Genomic DNA, 17,731 nt, shown 5'->3' with positions numbered 1-17,731 from the left:
GGTTAACTTGCCGCCGGACATCACCAAAATACGGTCAGAAACCGCCATAATTTCTTTGAGATCGGAAGTAGAGAAGACAACTGCTATGCCTTGTTGTGAAAGCTGCACCATCATGCGAAATACGTCTGCTTTCGCACCGATATCAATGCCGCGAGTCGGTTCGTCGAGGAACAGGACTTTGGGGTTTGTTAACAGCGAGCGACCAATAACCACTTTCTGCTGGTTACCGCCGCTCAGCGCCTGAATTTCCACTTCCGGTGAAGAAACTTTAATCGACAGGTTGCCGATGGTGCTGGCTACGACGGTTTCTTCTTCTTTATTTGCGATGGTTAGTCCCCGCCGCAGCCGTCGCCACAAGCTGGCAATTGTCAAATTATTGGCGACGGAGGAAACTGGGAAGATGCCGGTACGCTTACGATCTTCCGGTACCAGGCTCATTCCCATACGTATACGATCGGCGGGAGTTAAGCGTTGTGGCACCGGTTTACTGTCTAACCATAATTTGCCGAAATAGTTACGTTCGGTGCCAAGCATGCATTCAAATAACTCGGTTCGGCCCGCGCCCATGAGGCCATAAATACCGACAATTTCGCCTGTGTGAACTTTAAAGCTAACATCATTCACCACTTTATTTCCGGCCGCATTAACACAGGTAATATGCTCAGCTTCGAGTAAAGGCGCGCCAAAAGTCCGTCCAGGTTCGAGGAAATTACTGACAGGATCGCTGCCTAACATTTCACGAACAATCCATGGGACGTCAATATCAGAGACTTTTGCTTCTGACTGGAATTTGCCGTCTCGCAGAATAGTGATGACGTCGCCGATAGTCATCAGTTCCTCCAGACGGTGCGAAATATAAATAATTGTCACCCCCTGGCGGGTTAGTTCACGGATCACGCGAAACAGAATGTCGACTTCGGTCTTACTCAGTGCAGATGTCGGCTCATCCAGAATCAGTATGTCTGCATCTTCTGCCAGTGCTTTGGCTATCTCTATCAACTGTTGCTGACCGACTTTGAGATTTCCGACCAGTTCTTTGGGAGAGATGGGTTGATCGAGGCGTTTTAATAGCTCGACGGCACGCTTTTCCTGCTCTGCTTCGTTAATTGGCGCAATACCTTTTTGCAGTTCACGACCAAGAAAAATATTCTCGGCTACGCTCAGATTTTCAAACAGGTTTAATTCCTGATGCACCATGCCGATACCGTGAAGCGCGGCTTCACGGGTACTGGAAAAATGTACCGATTTTCCATTGAGCACTATTTCCCCCAGGCTCGGCTGTTGTACGCCAGCAAGGATTTTCATCAGCGTTGATTTTCCGGCACCATTTTCACCGATAATAACGTTAACCTTGCCGCGCCAAACGTTGTAGTCAACATTGTCCAGCGCCACCGTACCGGGAAACAGCATTGAAATGCCTTTTGTATGCAAAATTATATCTTCAGCAGGAATATCGCTCATTACGGTGTCTCCTGTTTCAGTGCAAGCGCAGCGGCATCCTGAGCTGTTCCATTGCTTAATGTCACCGCGAATAGCACACTGATCTTCTTGCCGACCCATTCAGAATCAATTTTAGGTAATTGTTTAACCGCCTCCCGGTTATAGGCCCGTGAAAGCTGGGCAAACTGAACCTGGTTAGTGAAATCTTCAAATTTGAAGCCAGTGGCATCACGAATAGCATTACCCCGTATTACCGGTCCAACCTGAATGGCGAGGGGACGTCCGTTAATGTTGAAAATAAGTTTTTGTTCACGCGTGTTGCTAATATCAACGTCGAGAACAGTAGCGTTCAGACGCACAAAAAAACTGGCTGGCGTACTTCTTGATGACGCCAGTTGATTCTCCAGTGCATTCATGTCCAGGGAATGCTGACTTGCGGTATCAATAACTCGTGTTTTCCAGGTTTGTTGTGCGATCTGCTGTGGTGACAGATTATCGAAGCTTTGTTTCGCATTAGGATCGGCAGGCAAGATCGGTTTGCCATTGTCATCCAGATCAACCACAGTGCAGGCCGTCAGCAACAGAGCGGCGCACCCTAACAGTGCGGCCCCCCATTGTTTAAAAGACATAGCGTTTCACCTTACTCGCTGAGGTTAAACTTATTCAGTTTGCTGGCATTGGAATCATCAATAAGAATGCAGTCCATTAACTGTTTTTCTTCTTTTTGCGCTTTGCCGTTTTTCAGAAAAAAGTCGGCCTGTTCAACGGCCATCTGTGCCTGCTTCCAGCCGGGTTGCAATACGGTAGCTTTGATATTGCCCTTATTGATAATGGAATCACGGGTATAATCACTGCCGTCAAAGCCAACAATAATGACATCTTTCTTGCCGGCGGCTTTCAGTGCGGCCTCCGCGCCCAGCGCCATTGTGTCGTTGCCGGAAATCACGCCAACGATGTCTGGATTGGTTTGTAATATGGCTTCCATTCGAGTAAAAGCTTCCGTCTGGCTCCAGTTAGCTGTTTGTTGCGCCACCATTTTCATATCCGGATAGTCATCAAGTATGTCGTGATAGCCCTGAGAGCGAACGCTGGCATTGGTGTCCGATTGACGGCCAAGCAGCTCGACATATTTACCTTTACCGTTGAGCAACGCGGCGAATTTTTCCGCGCCAATTTGCGCACCTTGATAGTTGTTCGAAACGATTTGTGCCACCGCGATACCCGTTTTATTGATTTCGCGATCGATAAGAAATGCCGGAACGCCAGCCTCCTTTGCTTTTTCCAGTGGCCCAACGGTGGCATCAGCGCCGGCATTATCAAGAATAATGGCCTTTGCTTTGCGGGCGATGGCGGTTTCAATTAATTGGTTTTGTTTATTCACATCATCGTCATGGGAGGCAATGAGTGTGCTGTAACCCAACTCTTTCGCTTTTTCCGCTGCGCCATCAGCCTCAGCTTTAAAGAATGGGTTGTCATGAGAGGGGGTAATAATGGCAATCAGGCCGTTGTCGGCGGCACACAGTGAACTGGATGCGGCAATCATTGAAGCGAACAGGACGGATTTAACAAAGGTAACTTTCATCGTTTTTCTCCATATTGAATATTTATTCAATAATGATTTATTATTCATAGTAACGATAAAGCTGAGTTGTGGAAGTGTCTATGGTTTAAACCGTTAATTTTTTAAAAGGAGAAAGAGATCACGATTTATAACGGGGTAAAGTACAGGTAATGATATGGCGGTCTATTTTTAAGTAATTAATTTTTATAGTAAATTTATTTAATAAAGGAGAGAAGTCAGTATTTAGCTGCAAATGAAGTGTCGCTGGAGAGGCTGATATTACCTGGGCGCTATGAAAACCCGGGAAGGACAGAGCATGAGATGACCACGCCTTAAACCCACTTTCTTTCGCCGAAAACGCCAGCGTCAGCGCCAGTTCTGGCGGCAGGCCGCTGGCTTCCAGCACTTTTTTTTCCGCCGCATTGATGATGCTGCTTTCCAGTTCGGCTGCCAGAGAGGGCGAGAGTATCCGTTCGATATCAATACCGACCGGTTGATCTGAGACCACCGCCAGCGCGCTATGTTCGCAGTGGCTGATGCTTCCGTACCACGGCGCTGGCCACAGCGGCTGACGCCGGTCGCCAATCGCCGGGACACATTTTTCCCCCACTTCCCGCAGCGCATAAACTGCGGCAATGCGCCCGGCAAGATGCTCGGTCTGACGTTTACGGGCGCAGTCGGTTAACCGGGCGTGATGAGGCAACCACAGTAAATCCGCTGGCTGAAAGGTCGCCGGGTCGAAATCTACCCGCTGAAGCGAGTGACCGGCAAGTTGAATGATCGAGTGATTGATTTGCATTGCGTGATGTTAGCAGATTCTCCCTTCCGCCCTCTATGGGAAGAGGGCGGGGGATTCAGACAAGCAATCAGAAGTGGGTATTGACACTCATATACCAGGTACGGCCAGGTTCGTTATAGGTGTACGCGCCTGCGCCATACATATAACCCTTGTTACCGCCTGTGGTTTGCGCGTTACCGGCACGCCAGTGGCGCTTATCGAAGACGTTATCCACGCCGCCGGTCAGGCTGACGTTTTTCGTAACATCCCAGGTCGCGCTCAGGCCGAGAATGCTGTATGGGCTAACCACGTCTTTCTCGCTACCTGTGACGGGTTGACCTTTGTAGTTATATTTCTTCGGCTGCTGCTTACCATACCAGGTAAAGGTCGACTGCAGAGAAACATCCTGATGTACTTGCCAGCTCAGGGTTGAGTTCAGCGTGTATTCGGGAATAATCGACAGACGATCGCCGGTAGTTTTATTCTTACTCTTTAACATGTAAGTGATGTTGTTGGTCCAGTTAACCGTTTCGCTCACAGGAACGTTCAGGGTGCCTTCCAGACCTTCAACCACTGCTTTCGGCACGTTTTCCCACTTGTAGAGATCGGTACCGTTACTGTTGGTATAAACAGGCGCATAACCTGCTTCAATCTTGTCACGATAGTCGTTGCGGAACCAGGTCACGCCTGCCAGCCAGCCGTCGCGTTTAAATTCGAGGCCGATCTCTTTGTTGATGCTGGTTTCGGCTTTCAGATTATCATTACCCTGTAGGTAGCAGCCACCCTGGCTCGCATAGCAGCCCTGGCCTTTACTGTACAGAATGTAGTTGGGGTTGGTTTGAAACAGGCTTGGCGCTTTATAGGCGCGGGCGATACCCATTTTTAACGTGAAGTCATCCCAAAGTCCCTGGGACAAGTTCAGCGATGGGCTCCAGTTATTGCCGACGATACTGTGGTGATCGAAGCGCAGTGCCGGGGTCAACATGGTAGTGTCGGTTAACTCCATGTTGTTCTCAGCAAACAGAGAGAAAATTTTTGCTTTTGAGTATGGACTGCGACCAGCGCTATCGTAGCCTGGGATATCTCCGCCCAAAAAGGTTTGGGTATTAGAGGATTTATCCTTCATCCGTTGCTGGTTCCACTCAGTACCCAGAGTCAGGTTCTGGTTCACCAGCAGATCGAACGGTATGCTCACTTCACTGTGCAGCGTGACATCGTTCAGATCGGCATCAATATATTTTTGCGTGGAATTCGGGTCAAAGATCCCTTCAGTACCGCCCGCCAGACCTTCAGGCGTCCGCGAGTTACGGGTACGTTCATACTGCGCCCAGTTACTGGTGGTGATGCCGTTATCCCAGGCGCCGTTCCAGGTCAGGGAGTAGTTGTTGCGATAAAGGCGGTTAGTCTCTTTACCGTAGTTCTTTTTCACCAGATCGTTACTGTTGGTGTTTTGCGTATCGCCAGAGTAGAGGTTGCCCTGACGGCTATAGCCCGCTTCCAGCTCAATGGACTGCATCGGGGCGAAGTCCCAGCGCACCGTGCCGTTAATATCTTTATTAATCACCCCTTCACGCCCGGCGGGGAGAGTGTCAGCATAAATGCCGGTACGCTCAGACTGATGTCCCTTGTTGATATCCCAGGCGTCGGCCTGCGTTTTATCGAGGTTGCCGTACAGGCGGAAGCTGAAGTCGCCGCCCAGCGGGCCGCTAAGGCTAAAGTTGGTGCGTTTAGTGGCGCCTTCGTCTTTATGTTCCGGAACGTTGAAATAGGTATCCCATGAACCGTGCCACTCATCGCCGCCTTTCTTGGTGATAATATTGACGACGCCGCCCGCCGCGCCATTACCGTAACGGGCGGCGGCCGGGCCGCGAATAACTTCAATACGCTCGATCATTTCCGGCGGCACCCAGCCGGTATCGCCACGGGTATCGCGTTCGCCGCGCCAGCCGAGACGCACGGAGTTGCGGCTGGTAACCGGTTTTCCGTCAACCAGGATCAAGGTATTTTCCGGGCCCATACCGCGAATATCAATCTGGCGATTGTTGCCGCGCTGGCCGCTGGTGGAGTTACCGGTCAGATTGACGCCCGGCATGGTGCGGATTATTTCCGAGATATCACGGGCAGGCGGATTTTTACGAATTTCATCGGCGGTAATGGTTGATACGCCCGGAGCCTGAAGGTTCTGCTCGGCAGCGGTAACCACCATAGTTTCATCAGAGGTTGTTGTTTTGCTATCCGAGGTCACTTCCGCCGCGCTCAGCGGAAAGGCGACCCCATAGATACCCAGATTGACCAGCAAGGCCAGAGATTTGATCCTGTTATTCATTGTACATCCTGCTTTTCGTCGCCACCTTCTCCAACACATCCTTCCCGTTCGGGGGAGAGTGGTGGTGCCAATGTCGCCAGTAGAGGGCAAAGGCACTCCATCGCTGACTAAGATCCCGGTCCTCAGGTATAGTATTGGCCTGTTAGACTCAAGGCTGTGCTCGCGCTCTGCGCGCTGTCCATGAGCAAACCACTGGCAACAATAATGCCTGCTGGACCTGGCTCTAAATTAGCCATCTCTGACATGTTTAATTTGAAAGACGCGCTTCCCACAGCGCGCTAATACGCTATTGCAAATGGAAATGGTTATCAATAATATTATCAATAAATATTGCGTTTATTGATACGTTTGTTGATAAATGTCACGATAAACATAAGGTTGGTGAATGCATAAGAGAGGAAGCGATGGCTGGTGGCAGAGCCTCTCCGGTCCGCAAATAGAGGCCATTGATGGCGCGTATCGGGTGACGTTCTGGTGGCGCGATCCGGCAGGCGACGAAATGTCTTCGCCAACTCAAAAGGTGTGGATCTATATCACGGGTGTCACTGACCATCATAAAAACTCGCCGCCACAAACGTTACAGCGCCTTCCAGGTACCGATGCCTGGTTCTGGCAAACAACGCTTTCTCCCGGCTGGCGCGGCAGTTACTGCTTTGTTCCCTCTGAGAGTGATGATGACTTTTCCCCTCAGCTTTTTAACGGCGAGAGTCCGGACCGCACGCTGCTGCGCGAAGGCTGGCGCAAGCTGCTGCCGCAGGCGATTGCCGATCCGCTAAACCCGCAAAGCTGGAAGGGAGGACGCGGCCATGCCGTCTCTGCGCTGGCGCTTCCTGATGCGCCGGAACAGCCGGGCTGGGCGCTGAGCGATGAATCATATCAGCCGCCGGTCTGCATTGAGTGGCAGAGTCAGCGTCTTGGCAATACGCGACGAATATGGATTTACGCCACTGGCGCAGCACACCCGCAAGCGCGCCCGCTGGCGATCCTGCTTGATGGACAGTTCTGGGCTGAAAGTATGCCGGTCTGGTCGCCGCTGGCGGGCCTGACTCGTGAAAAGCGGCTTCCGCAGGCGGTTTATCTGCTCATTGACGTGATTGATAACCAGCACCGTGCCGAGGAGCTTCCCTGCAATGAAGCGTTCTGGCTGGCTGTTCAGGAAGAGTTGCTGCCGCTGGTGCGCCAGACAACGCCCTTTAGCGATCGCGCGGATCGCACCGTGGTGGCTGGCCAGAGCTTCGGCGGCCTGGCGGCAATGTTCGCCGCGCTCTACTGGCCGCAACGTTTTGGCTGCGTGCTCAGCCAGTCCGGTTCCTACTGGTGGCCCCATCGCGGCGGCGCGCAGACGGGAGTACTGATCGAGCGCTTAAGCCGCGGCGAACTCCATCCTCAAGGGTTGCGAATCTGGCTGGAAGCCGGTGTTCGCGAACCCATCATCTTTCGCGCGAACCAGGCGCTTCTTGCGCATCTGGAACCGCAATCTGTTTTCTGGCGTCAGGTTGACGGCGGGCATGATGCGCTTTGCTGGCGCGGCGGGCTGACGGCGGGACTTATCCAGCTATGGCAACCTTTATGCCGCGAAGAGTAGCGAAGCACGTTTTACGAGGAATTTGACATGCAATTCAGTAACCCCTTCGATGATCCGCAAGGGCAGTTTTACATTCTGCGCAATGACCAGCAGCACTACAGCCTGTGGCCGCATCACTGCGCGCTGCCGGAAGGCTGGGCGGTGGCGTGCCCGCCGCAGTCAGTCGATGCATGTAACCGCTGGCTGATGGCAAACTGGTCAACCCTTACCCCCGCGCACCATGCGATCTGAGGAGCCAATGATGAGCACGCGTTTACCGCTGGTGGCGGCACAGCCAGGGATCTGGATGGCCGAGCGCCTTTCGACGCTGCCCGGCGCCTGGAGCGTCGCCCACTACGTCGAGCTGCGCGGCGATATTGATCCGGCTCTGCTCGGACGGGCGATCGTCATCGGGTTGTCGCAGGCTGACACCCTGAGCATGCGTTTTACTGAAGATAATGGCGAAGCCTGGCAGTGGGTCGACGAAAGCCGCGAGTTTGCCGAACCGGAGTATCAGGACCTGCGTGGGGAGAGTGACCCGCATGCCGCCGCGCTGGCGCGAATGCAGGCCGACCTCGGGCAGAACTTGCGCGTGGACGGTGGTAATCCGCTGGTCTGCCATCAACTGCTGAGGGTGGGAGAGACTCGCTGGTACTGGTATCAGCGTTATCATCATTTACTGGTCGATGGTTTCAGTTTTCCGGCGATTACCCGCCAGATCGTCGCGATTTATCGTGCCTGGCGACGTGGCGAAGAGACGCCCGCTTCGCCGTTTACCCCCTTTGCCGACGTGGTGGAAGAGTATCAGCGCTATTACGGCAGCGATGCCTGGCAGCGCGACAAACAGTTCTGGCAGGAGCAGCGTGAAGCCCTGCCGCCTCCGGCCTCTCTCTCAGCCGCGCCTTTAGCCGGGCGGGCGACCAGCACCGATATCTGGCGAATGAAGCTGGAGGTTGATGCTGACGCCTTCAACCGCCTGGCGGCGAGCGCGCCGCAGTGCCAGCGTGCGGACCTGGCGCTGGCGCTGACGACTCTGTGGCTGGGGAGGCTATGCAGCCGAATGGCGTACGCCGCGGGCTTTATTTTTATGCGCCGGATGGGCTCGGTGGCGCTAACCGCCACGGGGCCGGTGCTGAATGTCCTGCCGCTGGCGGTCAATATTGACGCCGGGGACACGCTGCCGGAACTGGCAACGCGTCTCGCCGGGCAACTGAAGAAAATGCGCCGTCATCAGCGCTATGACGCTGAACAGATCGTTCGCGACAGCGGTAAGGCGGCGGGCGATGAACCGCTGTTTGGTCCGGTGCTCAATATTAAAGTCTTTGACTACCAGCTCGACATTGACGGCGTGCAGACGGTGACGCATACCCTGGCCACCGGCCCGGTGAATGACCTTGAGCTGGCGCTATTCCCGGATGAAGCGGGCGGCCTGTCGCTGGAGATTCTGGCTAATAAACAGCGTTATGATGAACCGACGCTACGCGGGCATATCGCCAGATTATCCCTGTTGTTGAGCCAGTTTGCGGAGAACCCGGATCTGCGCTGTGGCGAAGCGAATATGCTGTCCACAGAGGAAACGGCGCGGTTGCGGCAGGTGAATAATACCGCTATTGCGCTCCCCGAGACCACGCTGAGCGCGCTGGTTGCGAAGCAGGCGGAAAAGACCCCGGATGCGCCTGCGCTGGCAGATGCCCGCTGGCAGTTTAGCTATCGCGAGATGCGTCAGCAGGTGGTGGCGCTGGCTGAATTGCTGCGCGCGCGTGGCGTCAAACCGGGCGATAGCGTGGCGGTGGCGCTGCCGCGTTCCGTGTTTCTGACTCTGGCGCTACACGGTATTGTTGAAGCCGGAGCCGCGTGGCTACCGCTGGATACCGGTTATCCCGACGATCGTCTGAGGATGATGCTGGAAGACGCCCGTCCGTCATTACTGATTACCTCTGAGGATCAACTGGCGCGCTTTAGCGATATTCCCGGCCTGCAAAGCCTGTGCTATCAGCAGCCGCTGGCGGCGGGCGATGCTGCACCGCTGGCGCTCTCTCAGCCCCGGCATACCGCGTATATCATCTTCACTTCCGGCTCTACCGGGAGGCCGAAAGGGGTGATGGTCGGGCAAACCGCCATCGTTAACCGCCTGCTGTGGATGCAGGATCACTATCCGCTCTCCGCTGACGATGTGGTGGCGCAGAAAACGCCGTGCAGTTTTGATGTCTCGGTATGGGAGTTCTGGTGGCCGTTTATTGCCGGCGCGCAACTGGTTATGGCCGAGCCGGAAGCCCATCGCGACCCGCTGGCGATGCAGCGGTTTTTTGCCCGCTATGGGGTGACCACCACGCACTTTGTACCATCGATGCTGGCGGCATTCGTCGCTTCGCTGGATGCGGAAAACGTCGACTCCTGTAAAACCCTGCGTCGGGTATTCTGCAGCGGAGAAGCGCTGCCGACGGCGTTATGCCGGGAATGGGAGAGGTTAACCGGAGCGCCGTTGCATAATCTGTACGGCCCGACGGAAGCGGCGGTGGACGTAAGCTGGTATCCGGCCTGCGGGCCTGAACTGGCGGCGGTGACCGGTACCAGCGTGCCGATCGGCTGGCCGGTGTGGAATACCGGATTGCGGGTTCTGGATGCTTCACTGTGCCCGGTGCCGCCTGGCGTGGCGGGGGATCTCTATCTGACCGGCATTCAACTGGCGCAAGGGTATCTGGGGCGTGCCGATTTAACCGCCAGCCGCTTTATTGCCGATCCTTACGCGCCGGGCGAGCGCATGTATCGCACCGGTGACGTGGCCCGCTGGCTGGATAATGGCGCGGTTGAATATCTTGGGCGCAGCGACGACCAACTGAAAATTCGTGGTCAGCGTATTGAACTCGGTGAAATCGACCGGCTTATGTCGGCGCTGCCGGATGTAGAACAGGCGGTGACGCATGCCTGCATCTTCAACCAGGCCGCAGCCACCGGCGGCGATGCCCGTCAACTGGTGGGTTATCTGGTTTCTGAATCGGGCCTGCCGCTGGATACCGCGGCGTTAAAAGCGCGACTTGGCGAACAGTTGCCGCCGCATATGGTGCCGGTGGCGCTGATTCAACTGCCTGAACTGCCGCTCAGCGCCAACGGTAAGCTGGATCGCAAAGCGCTGCCGTTACCAGCGCTGAACGGTGAACGCGGCGGTCGTCCGCCGGAGCCGGGAGTAGAAACCAGCGTTGCGTCGGCATTCAGCCAGTTACTGGGCTGCGAAGTGAATGATATCGACGCCGATTTCTTCGCGCTTGGCGGCCATTCGCTGCTGGCGATGCGCCTGGCGGCGCTGTTGAGCCGCGAGCTGGCGCGGGAGGTGACGCCGGGACAGGTGATGGTTGCTTCTACCGTCGGCAAGCTGAGCGCGCTGCTGGCATCCGATCTTAGCGATGAGCAGGCTCAGCGTCTGGGCTTCGACGCGATCCTGCCGCTGCGCGAGAGCAGCGGCCCGACGCTGTTCTGCTTCCATCCGGCTTCCGGTTTCGCCTGGCAGTTCAGCGTGCTGGCGCGCTATTTAAGCCCGCGCTGGTCGATTACCGGCATTCAGTCACCGCGACCGCAGGGGCCGATGGCGACGGCGGCGGATCTGGATGCGGTCTGCGAACATCATCTGCAAACCTTACTTCAGCAGCAGCCGCATGGTCCCTATTATCTGTGTGGTTATTCGCTCGGCGGTACGCTGGCGCAGGGGATTGCCGCCCGCTTACGCCAGCGCGGGGAAGCGGTGGCGTTCCTGGGGCTGCTGGATACCTGGCCGCCGGAAACGCAGAACTGGGCGGAAAAAGAGGCTAACGGTCTGGATCCTGACGTGCTGGCGGAGATTGCGCGGGAACGTGAGGCATTTCTTGCTGCCCGGCAGGGGCAGGCTTCCGGCGAGCTGTTCAGCGTTATTGAAGGCAACTACGCCGATGCGGTGCGCCTGTTAACCACCGCTCACAGCGCGAAGTTTGACGGCAAGGCGACGCTGTTTGTGGCGGAGAAAACCCGTCAGCGAGGCATGGACCCGCTGGTGGTCTGGGGGCCGTGGGTCGGTGAGCTGGAGGTGTTTAGCCAGGATTGCGCGCATGTGGATATTATCTCCCCGCAGGCTTTTGAAGCGATTGGTCCGGTGCTCAGGGAGATTCTGGGGTAGCGCTTACCCGATCTACCAAATTATGGGAAACCGTAGGCCCGGTAAGCGTAGTGTAGCGCCACCGGGCGAGTCCGTGAACGCCAGTTTAACGTCGCCCCAGCGGCACCACCAGCGGCGTATGGGCGACCGGATCGTCAATGATCGTACAGCGCAATCCATAAACCTTCTCGATCAGTTCGGCGCTGACAATCTCCCTCGGCGCGCCTTCGGCGACAATTTTGCCGTCGCGCAGGGCAATCAAATGGGTGGCGTAGCGGCAGGCCTGGTTCAGGTCGTGCAGGACTGCGGCCAGGGTATATCCTTTTTTCTGATTCAACTCGCTAAGCAGTTCAAGCAGATCGATCTGATGGCTGATATCGAGCCAGGTGGTCGGCTCATCCAGCAGCATAATCGCTGTCTCCTGAGCCAGCACCATGGCAATCCACGCCCGCTGGCGCTGGCCGCCGGAGAGGGTATCGACGCTTTGCAGCGCAAGCTCAGTGATCCCCGTGGCTTTCATTGCCTTGCTGACCGCCTCTTCATCTTCTTTACGCCAGCGGGTAAACAGCGGCTGGTGCGGATAGCGCCCGCGGGCGACCAGCTCCTGAACGGTGATATCGCCCGGCGTGGTGGCGTTCTGCGCCAGCAGACCAATACGTTTGGCGACCTCTTTACTGGCGTAATGCTGGATCTGCTCACCATCAAGATAAACATGACCGCTGACTGGCGTCATCAGACGGCTGAGGGTTCGTAGCAGCGTCGATTTACCGCAGCCGTTGGGACCAATAATGGCGGTAAAGTGCCCGTCAGGAATGGTGACGCTCAGCGATTCAGCGATGGTCTTTTTGCCGTACGCCAGCGTCAACTGGTCGCCGCGCAAACGGGAAGCTATAGCGGTCATTTTTTGCGGGACTCCTGAATTAATAACGCGATAAGGTAGATACCGCCAAGGCTGACGGTCACTACCCCTACCGGTAACTGATAAGGCATAAACAGACGCTGAGCACAGTAGTCGGATAGCGCCAGCAGCAGGGCGCCGCACAGCGCCGCCTGGGTTAGCCCCCAGCGCGCGGTACCGCTAAGACGGCGCGCGATATGCGGGGCCACCAGCGCAATAAACGAAATCGGTCCGGCAAGCGCGGTGGCGGCGGCGGTAAGCAGCACCCCAACCAGCATCATCAGCAGCCGTGAACGCTCAACCCGCACGCCCAGCGCGCAGGCGGTATCGTCGCCCATCTCCAGCAGCCGCATACGTCGCGCCAGCAGCGCGCCGCAGATAAGCATCAGCAGGATCAGCGGCGCGGAGGGCCAGGTTTTGCCCCACGTCAGGCCGTTAAGGGAACCGGCATACCATAATCCGGCGGAGAGCGCGGTTTCAAGCGAGGCGCGTAACAGCAGCCAGGTATTGAATGCCACCAGCATGGCGCGAATGCCGATACCGATAATAATCAGGCGAAAGGTCTCAATGCCGTTGCGCCAGGCCAGCAGCCAGACCACCAGCGCGGTGAGGATACCGCCGATCATTGCCGCCATTGAGATGGCCGTCAGGTTCTGGCCGAAGAACACCATCGCGATCAGTACGCCGCTCCAGGCCCCGGTGTTAAAACCCATGACGTCCGGGCTGCCCAACGGGTTGCGGGTCAACGACTGAAAAATCGCGCCGCTGACGCCGAGCGCGGCGCCGATAAGCAGCGCCATCAGCACGCGCGGCAGACGCCATTGGGTAACGACAAGGGCGACATTGCGCGGCGCATCGCCGAGCAGGGCGGAAATGACCTGGTTAACACTTAACGGCACCAGACCGGTTCCGAGCCCCCACAAGGAGATCAGTACGCTGGCGACGAACAGCAGCAGGCAGCTAAAAATCAGGCGACGAGAAGGCGCAATCACATCGTACCTCCACGCGGCTGGCGGCGCACCAGCCAGATCAGGACCGGCGCGCCGATAAAGGCGCTCACTACCGATACCCGTAATTCGCCGGGAACCAGCAGACGGCCAAGTATATCGGCAAACAGTAGCAGGGCAGGCGTCGCCAGTAGGGTAACCGGTAGCGACCAGCGATGATCGGCGCCGACCAGCCAGCGGGCCATATGCGGCATCATCAGGCCGATAAACGCGATCGGCCCGACCACCGCCGTGGCGCTGCCGCACAGGACGGTAATCGCCAGCAGACCGATTAGCTGGGTGCGGGCGACCCGACTGCCCAGCGCGGTTGCGGTATCGTTGCCGAGGCTCAGGCTATTTAATGCCCGGCTCAGCAGCAAGGTGACCAGACCAGCGATAATGACTGGGATCAGCACGATTTTCAGGGTTTGCAGCGTGCGCACATCCAGCGACCCGGCCTGCCAGAAGCGTAACTGATCGTAGACGTCGGGGTTCAGCAGCGCGATGCCGCTGGAAAGCCCTTCCAGCACCGCCGCCAGTGCAACGCCCGCCAGCGTCAGGCGAACCGGACTCAGCTGGCCGCCGCCCTGGCTACCGGTAAAAGCCACCAGCAGCGAGGCGGCAAAGGCGCCGCTAAAGGCCATCAGCAGTTGTTCCTGCGGCGAAGAGATACCAAACAGCGCCGCGCCCAGCACGATAGCGAAACTTGCACCAGAGTTGACGCCCAGAATTCCCGGGTCCGCCAGCGGATTGCGGGTGAGTGTTTGCATCAGCGCGCCGGCCAGACCCAGCGCGGCGCCGGCCAGCAGCCCGGCGAGCGTTCGCGGCAGTCGGGCGTCAAGGACGATGGTGCAATCCGCGCTCTGGCAGGTTCCGGTGAAGGCATCAACGACGACGCTGAACGGCAGCGGTTTGGCGCCAATCAGCAGGCTGAGTGCAATCGCAATGATTAAAATGATTAAAAGACCCGGCACGGCAAAGGCGCGTACCGTAGTCGTGGAAGACGGCATGGCATACATCCCTGACTTGATAATGATAGCAATTATCGTTATCGATTTTATCCGGTTATGTTAGCATGTGCACCCCTAAAAATGGTATGGAAAATAATAACAAGGCGCTGTCATGAACCGACAATCCTGGCTGCTGAACCTCAGCTTGCTGAAAACTCATCCGGCCTTTCGCGCCGTCTTTATCGCTCGTTTTATCTCCATTTTGTCCCTTGGCCTGCTGGGCGTGGCGATTCCGGTGCAAATTCAGATGATGACCCACTCAACCTGGCAGGTGGGGCTGTCAGTGACCTTAACCGGCGGCTCAATGTTTGTCGGTCTGATGGTTGGCGGCGTACTGGCCGATCGCTATGAGCGCAAGCGTTTGATCCTGCTGGCGCGGGGTACCTGCGGTATTGGCTTTGTCGGCCTGTGCCTGAACGCCATGCTGCCGGAACCGTCGCTAATCGCTATCTATCTGTTGGGGATCTGGGACGGCCTTTTTGCATCCATTGGCGTGACCGCGCTACTGGCGGCGACCCCGGCGCTGGTCGGACGGGAAAACCTGATGCAGGCGGGGGCGATCACTATGCTAACGGTGCGCCTGGGTTCGGTGATTTCACCGATGATTGGCGGCCTGCTGCTGGCGAGCGGCGGCGTTGCCTGGAACTATGGCCTGGCGGCGATCGGCACCTTTATCACGACCTTAACGCTGCTGCGCTTACCGCTGCTGGCCCCACCGCCGCAGCCGCGGGAGCACCCGTTAAAATCATTGCAGTCGGGGCTGAGATTCCTCTTCAATAGTCCGCTTATTGGCGGCATCGCGCTATTGGGCGGTTTGTTGACGATGGCCAGCGCGGTTCGCGTGCTCTATCCGGCGCTGGCCGGAAGCTGGCAGATGTCGGCGTCGCAGATTGGCCTGCTGTATGCCGCGATTCCTCTGGGCGCGGCGCTGGGGGCGTTGACCAGTGGACAACTGGCGCAGACGGCAAAGCCTGGCGTGCTGATGCTGGCGACAACCGTGGGTTCTTTTGCCGCGATTGCGCTGTTTAGCCTGATGCCGGTGTGGGAACTGGGGGCGCTGTGTCTGGCGTTATTCGGCTGGCTGAGCGCGATAAGCTCGCTGCTGCAATATACGTTGATTCAAACCCAAACCCCGGAAAATATGCTTGGCCGGATCAACGGTTTGTGGACTGCGCAGAACGTGACCGGCGATGCGATAGGCGCGGCGCTGCTTGGCGGTCTCGGCGCGATTCTGACGCCGGTGGCTTCAGCGAGCGTCAGCGGCTGGGCGCTGGTGATTGTTGGCATCGTGCTGGTGGGATTGCTGCGCGAACTGCGTCGTTTTCAGCGCCCTGATGCGGTGAGCGAAAGCTAGTTGATGTTGCTGGCGGTGGTCAGTTCAGGGGGATTTACCTGGGTTACGATTTGTTGAGCGGTTCCGTTAATCGGTGGTTTAAACGAAAACCTAATTCGGTTGATTCACTAACTGAGCTGATACGGGCTGAAATATAAAGGATATAACTTTTTTATGACTTTCAGCCTCTGAAAAGCCCCTGACGAATAACGGACTCACCGCATGGGGGTTGGGCGCATCAAGGAAACCTGGCGAGAACGCAGGCGCGCATCCAGGACTGGCCGCCAGGACGGCGGCCAGAGGGCGGGTCGAGACAGGGACAAAATTACCGGGAGCAATTTTGAACAGCGCTTGCGCTGGCCCTGGAAGGGCGAGTCCCAGGGATGGGACGAGTAGCGTCGAGTCCCGCCCGGTCCGCCAGATGAAGCCGGAGTGGAGCGGACCGCGCAGCGGCAGGTTTTCAGCGCCATGCCGGGGGTGCAGGGGGACGGGCGAAACGTCCCCCTGCCCGTTCACACGCTGTGGATATAACGAATATCCGCGTATTTATAGTGAACGGAATAGTCCACGGAATCTGAATGGGTGAAAACGAAAAATGCCATTTTCGCCAGAACCACCGAAAAGTGATTGCTGTTGACAAACGCCGCCGCCGACCACGCCGATGACCCGTTAACCGAAAAGCGCCGACAAACGCTGTAGCACCAGCAGGGCGCTATAGTAGTCGAGGCGGAAGGTTTCCGTCCCCAGTGGATAAACACGCTTGCCTGCTACCGCCGGCAGATGTGACAGCAGGGGATTAGCGTAAATCGCATCAGCATCTTTTTGATCGCCAGCGAACAGGAACAGACTCTGGCCGTTCAGCCCGGCGGCTAAATTCTCACCGCCCAGTTGCACAATATCATGACGCTTCCCCTGGCTGTGGCTGGCGTGCAGCCCCGTAGGTAGGGTTGCGAGCGTGAAACCCAATTGTTCGAGCATTTGCCCCTGGGCAGACTCTTTCGTCCAGATATTGGCGCTATGGGCGGCGGCGGTGTAGACCAGCGCAGTGACCGGTTGTGGCGGCAGCGTCATCTTCTCTTTAAGTGCCGCCAGCTTTTTATCAAATTCAGCAATCCGTTCAGCGGCCTGTTTTTCATGGCCCGTAATCTGCCCCAGTTCGGTCAGCAGCGCCTGCCAGCTCTTATCGTCGTAGTTGATGATAAGCGTCGGGGCAATCGTCGACAGTTGATCGTAGAGCGCTATCGCTGAGTCGCCGCCGGTGGCGCTAATCAGAATCAGATCCGGCATTTGGGCGGCGACCGCTTCGGCGCTTGGCTCGCCAATATAGAGCCGCGATAGCTTGCGCGCTTTTGCCACTTCGCTCCACTGACGCAGAAACCCCTGATCGTCGGCGACGCGGTTATTTGGCGTCGTGGCGCCACTGGCGACTACCGGCGCGTCAATCGCCAGCAGCGAACCGGTTAATGTCACGCTGGTGGAGACAATGCGCAGCGGCTGGCTTTCCAGCGTATGCGTCCCGCGACTGTCGGTAATCTGACGCGGCCAGTCCGCAGCCAGCACTGAACTAATTCCTAAAAATGCCAGCCCGCTGGCGAGGAGAATATGGCGGCAAAAGGTGGAGAAATTCACGAATTCGCATCCTGATTAAGTTGTGATAAATGCTGCTGGTTTTCAGCGTTGTGCTGTGTGGGGCCCTGTGTAAGCAGCACAAC

General features: G+C 56.8%; 13 protein-coding genes. 4 read left to right on the top strand and 9 right to left on the bottom strand.

Annotation, left to right across the window (positions count from 1 at the left end; genetic code table 11):
• The 5 genes from FE839_RS06580 to FE839_RS06560 form a co-directional block, all read right to left on the bottom strand.
• On the bottom strand, positions 1-1,461 hold a 1,461-nt coding region (locus FE839_RS06580), incomplete at its 3' end, for a sugar ABC transporter ATP-binding protein (RefSeq protein ID WP_171034832.1).
• Complete coding sequence (locus tag FE839_RS06575; protein WP_138360038.1) at positions 1,461-2,069, bottom strand: DUF2291 family protein; 609 nt, start codon at positions 2,067-2,069, stop codon at positions 1,461-1,463. The genes FE839_RS06575 and FE839_RS06580, both read right to left, overlap by 1 nt.
• 11 nt (positions 2,070-2,080) lie before the next feature.
• Complete coding sequence (locus FE839_RS06570; RefSeq protein ID WP_138360037.1) at positions 2,081-3,022, bottom strand: D-ribose ABC transporter substrate-binding protein; 942 nt, start codon at positions 3,020-3,022, stop codon at positions 2,081-2,083.
• A gap of 118 nt (positions 3,023-3,140) precedes the next feature.
• Entirely contained in the window at positions 3,141-3,800 is a 660-nt protein-coding gene (entD, locus tag FE839_RS06565) for an enterobactin synthase subunit EntD (protein ID WP_138360036.1), read from the bottom strand.
• A 67-nt stretch (positions 3,801-3,867) separates the two neighbouring features.
• Complete coding sequence (locus FE839_RS06560) at positions 3,868-6,105, bottom strand: TonB-dependent siderophore receptor (protein ID WP_138360035.1); 2,238 nt, start codon at positions 6,103-6,105, stop codon at positions 3,868-3,870.
• Positions 6,106-6,490: 385 nt separating this feature from the next.
• Here FE839_RS06560 and fes point away from each other — a divergent pair, with 385 nt between their 5' ends.
• From fes to entF, 3 genes are read left to right on the top strand one after another with little or no spacing between them, the layout of a single operon-like run.
• Positions 6,491-7,690: an enterochelin esterase gene (gene fes / locus FE839_RS06555; protein ID WP_138360034.1), complete on the top strand. Its 1,200-nt coding sequence runs from the start codon at positions 6,491-6,493 to the stop codon at positions 7,688-7,690.
• A gap of 27 nt (positions 7,691-7,717) precedes the next feature.
• The gene (locus tag FE839_RS06550; RefSeq protein ID WP_138360033.1) at positions 7,718-7,921 is read left to right on the top strand and encodes an MbtH family protein; all 204 of its coding nucleotides are present in this window, start codon (positions 7,718-7,720) and stop codon (positions 7,919-7,921) included.
• A 10-nt stretch (positions 7,922-7,931) separates the two neighbouring features.
• The gene (gene entF, locus FE839_RS06545) at positions 7,932-11,813 is read left to right on the top strand and encodes an enterobactin non-ribosomal peptide synthetase EntF (protein WP_138360032.1); all 3,882 of its coding nucleotides are present in this window, start codon (positions 7,932-7,934) and stop codon (positions 11,811-11,813) included.
• 85 nt (positions 11,814-11,898) lie between these two features.
• Here the strand turns inward: entF and fepC are convergent, their stop codons facing one another.
• From fepC to fepD, 3 genes are read right to left on the bottom strand one after another with little or no spacing between them, the layout of a single operon-like run.
• On the bottom strand, positions 11,899-12,693 hold the full coding sequence (fepC, locus tag FE839_RS06540; protein ID WP_138360031.1) for an iron-enterobactin ABC transporter ATP-binding protein: 795 nt from the start codon (positions 12,691-12,693) through the stop codon (positions 11,899-11,901).
• A complete protein-coding gene (fepG, locus tag FE839_RS06535) occupies positions 12,690-13,682 on the bottom strand; it encodes an iron-enterobactin ABC transporter permease (RefSeq protein WP_171034831.1) in 993 nt (330 codons plus the stop codon). The genes fepC and fepG overlap by 4 nt, the downstream gene beginning before the upstream one ends.
• Positions 13,679-14,686, bottom strand: a complete 1,008-nt coding sequence (gene fepD / locus FE839_RS06530) for a Fe(3+)-siderophore ABC transporter permease (protein ID WP_138360030.1) — start codon at positions 14,684-14,686, stop codon at positions 13,679-13,681. The genes fepG and fepD overlap by 4 nt, the downstream gene beginning before the upstream one ends.
• Positions 14,687-14,798: 112 nt before the next feature.
• Here fepD and entS point away from each other — a divergent pair, with 112 nt between their 5' ends.
• Positions 14,799-16,040, top strand: a complete 1,242-nt coding sequence (entS, locus tag FE839_RS06525; protein ID WP_138360029.1) for an enterobactin transporter EntS — start codon at positions 14,799-14,801, stop codon at positions 16,038-16,040.
• Between the two features lie 648 nt (positions 16,041-16,688).
• Here the strand turns inward: entS and fepB are convergent.
• The gene (gene fepB / locus FE839_RS06515; protein ID WP_138360027.1) at positions 16,689-17,648 is read right to left on the bottom strand and encodes a Fe2+-enterobactin ABC transporter substrate-binding protein; all 960 of its coding nucleotides are present in this window, start codon (positions 17,646-17,648) and stop codon (positions 16,689-16,691) included.
• Between the last annotated feature and the right edge of the window lie 83 nt (positions 17,649-17,731).

The organism is Klebsiella indica (genome assembly GCF_005860775.1).
GTDB classification, from domain to species: domain Bacteria; phylum Pseudomonadota; class Gammaproteobacteria; order Enterobacterales; family Enterobacteriaceae; genus Klebsiella; species Klebsiella indica.
This window is presented reverse-complemented; position numbering and strand designations above follow the sequence as displayed.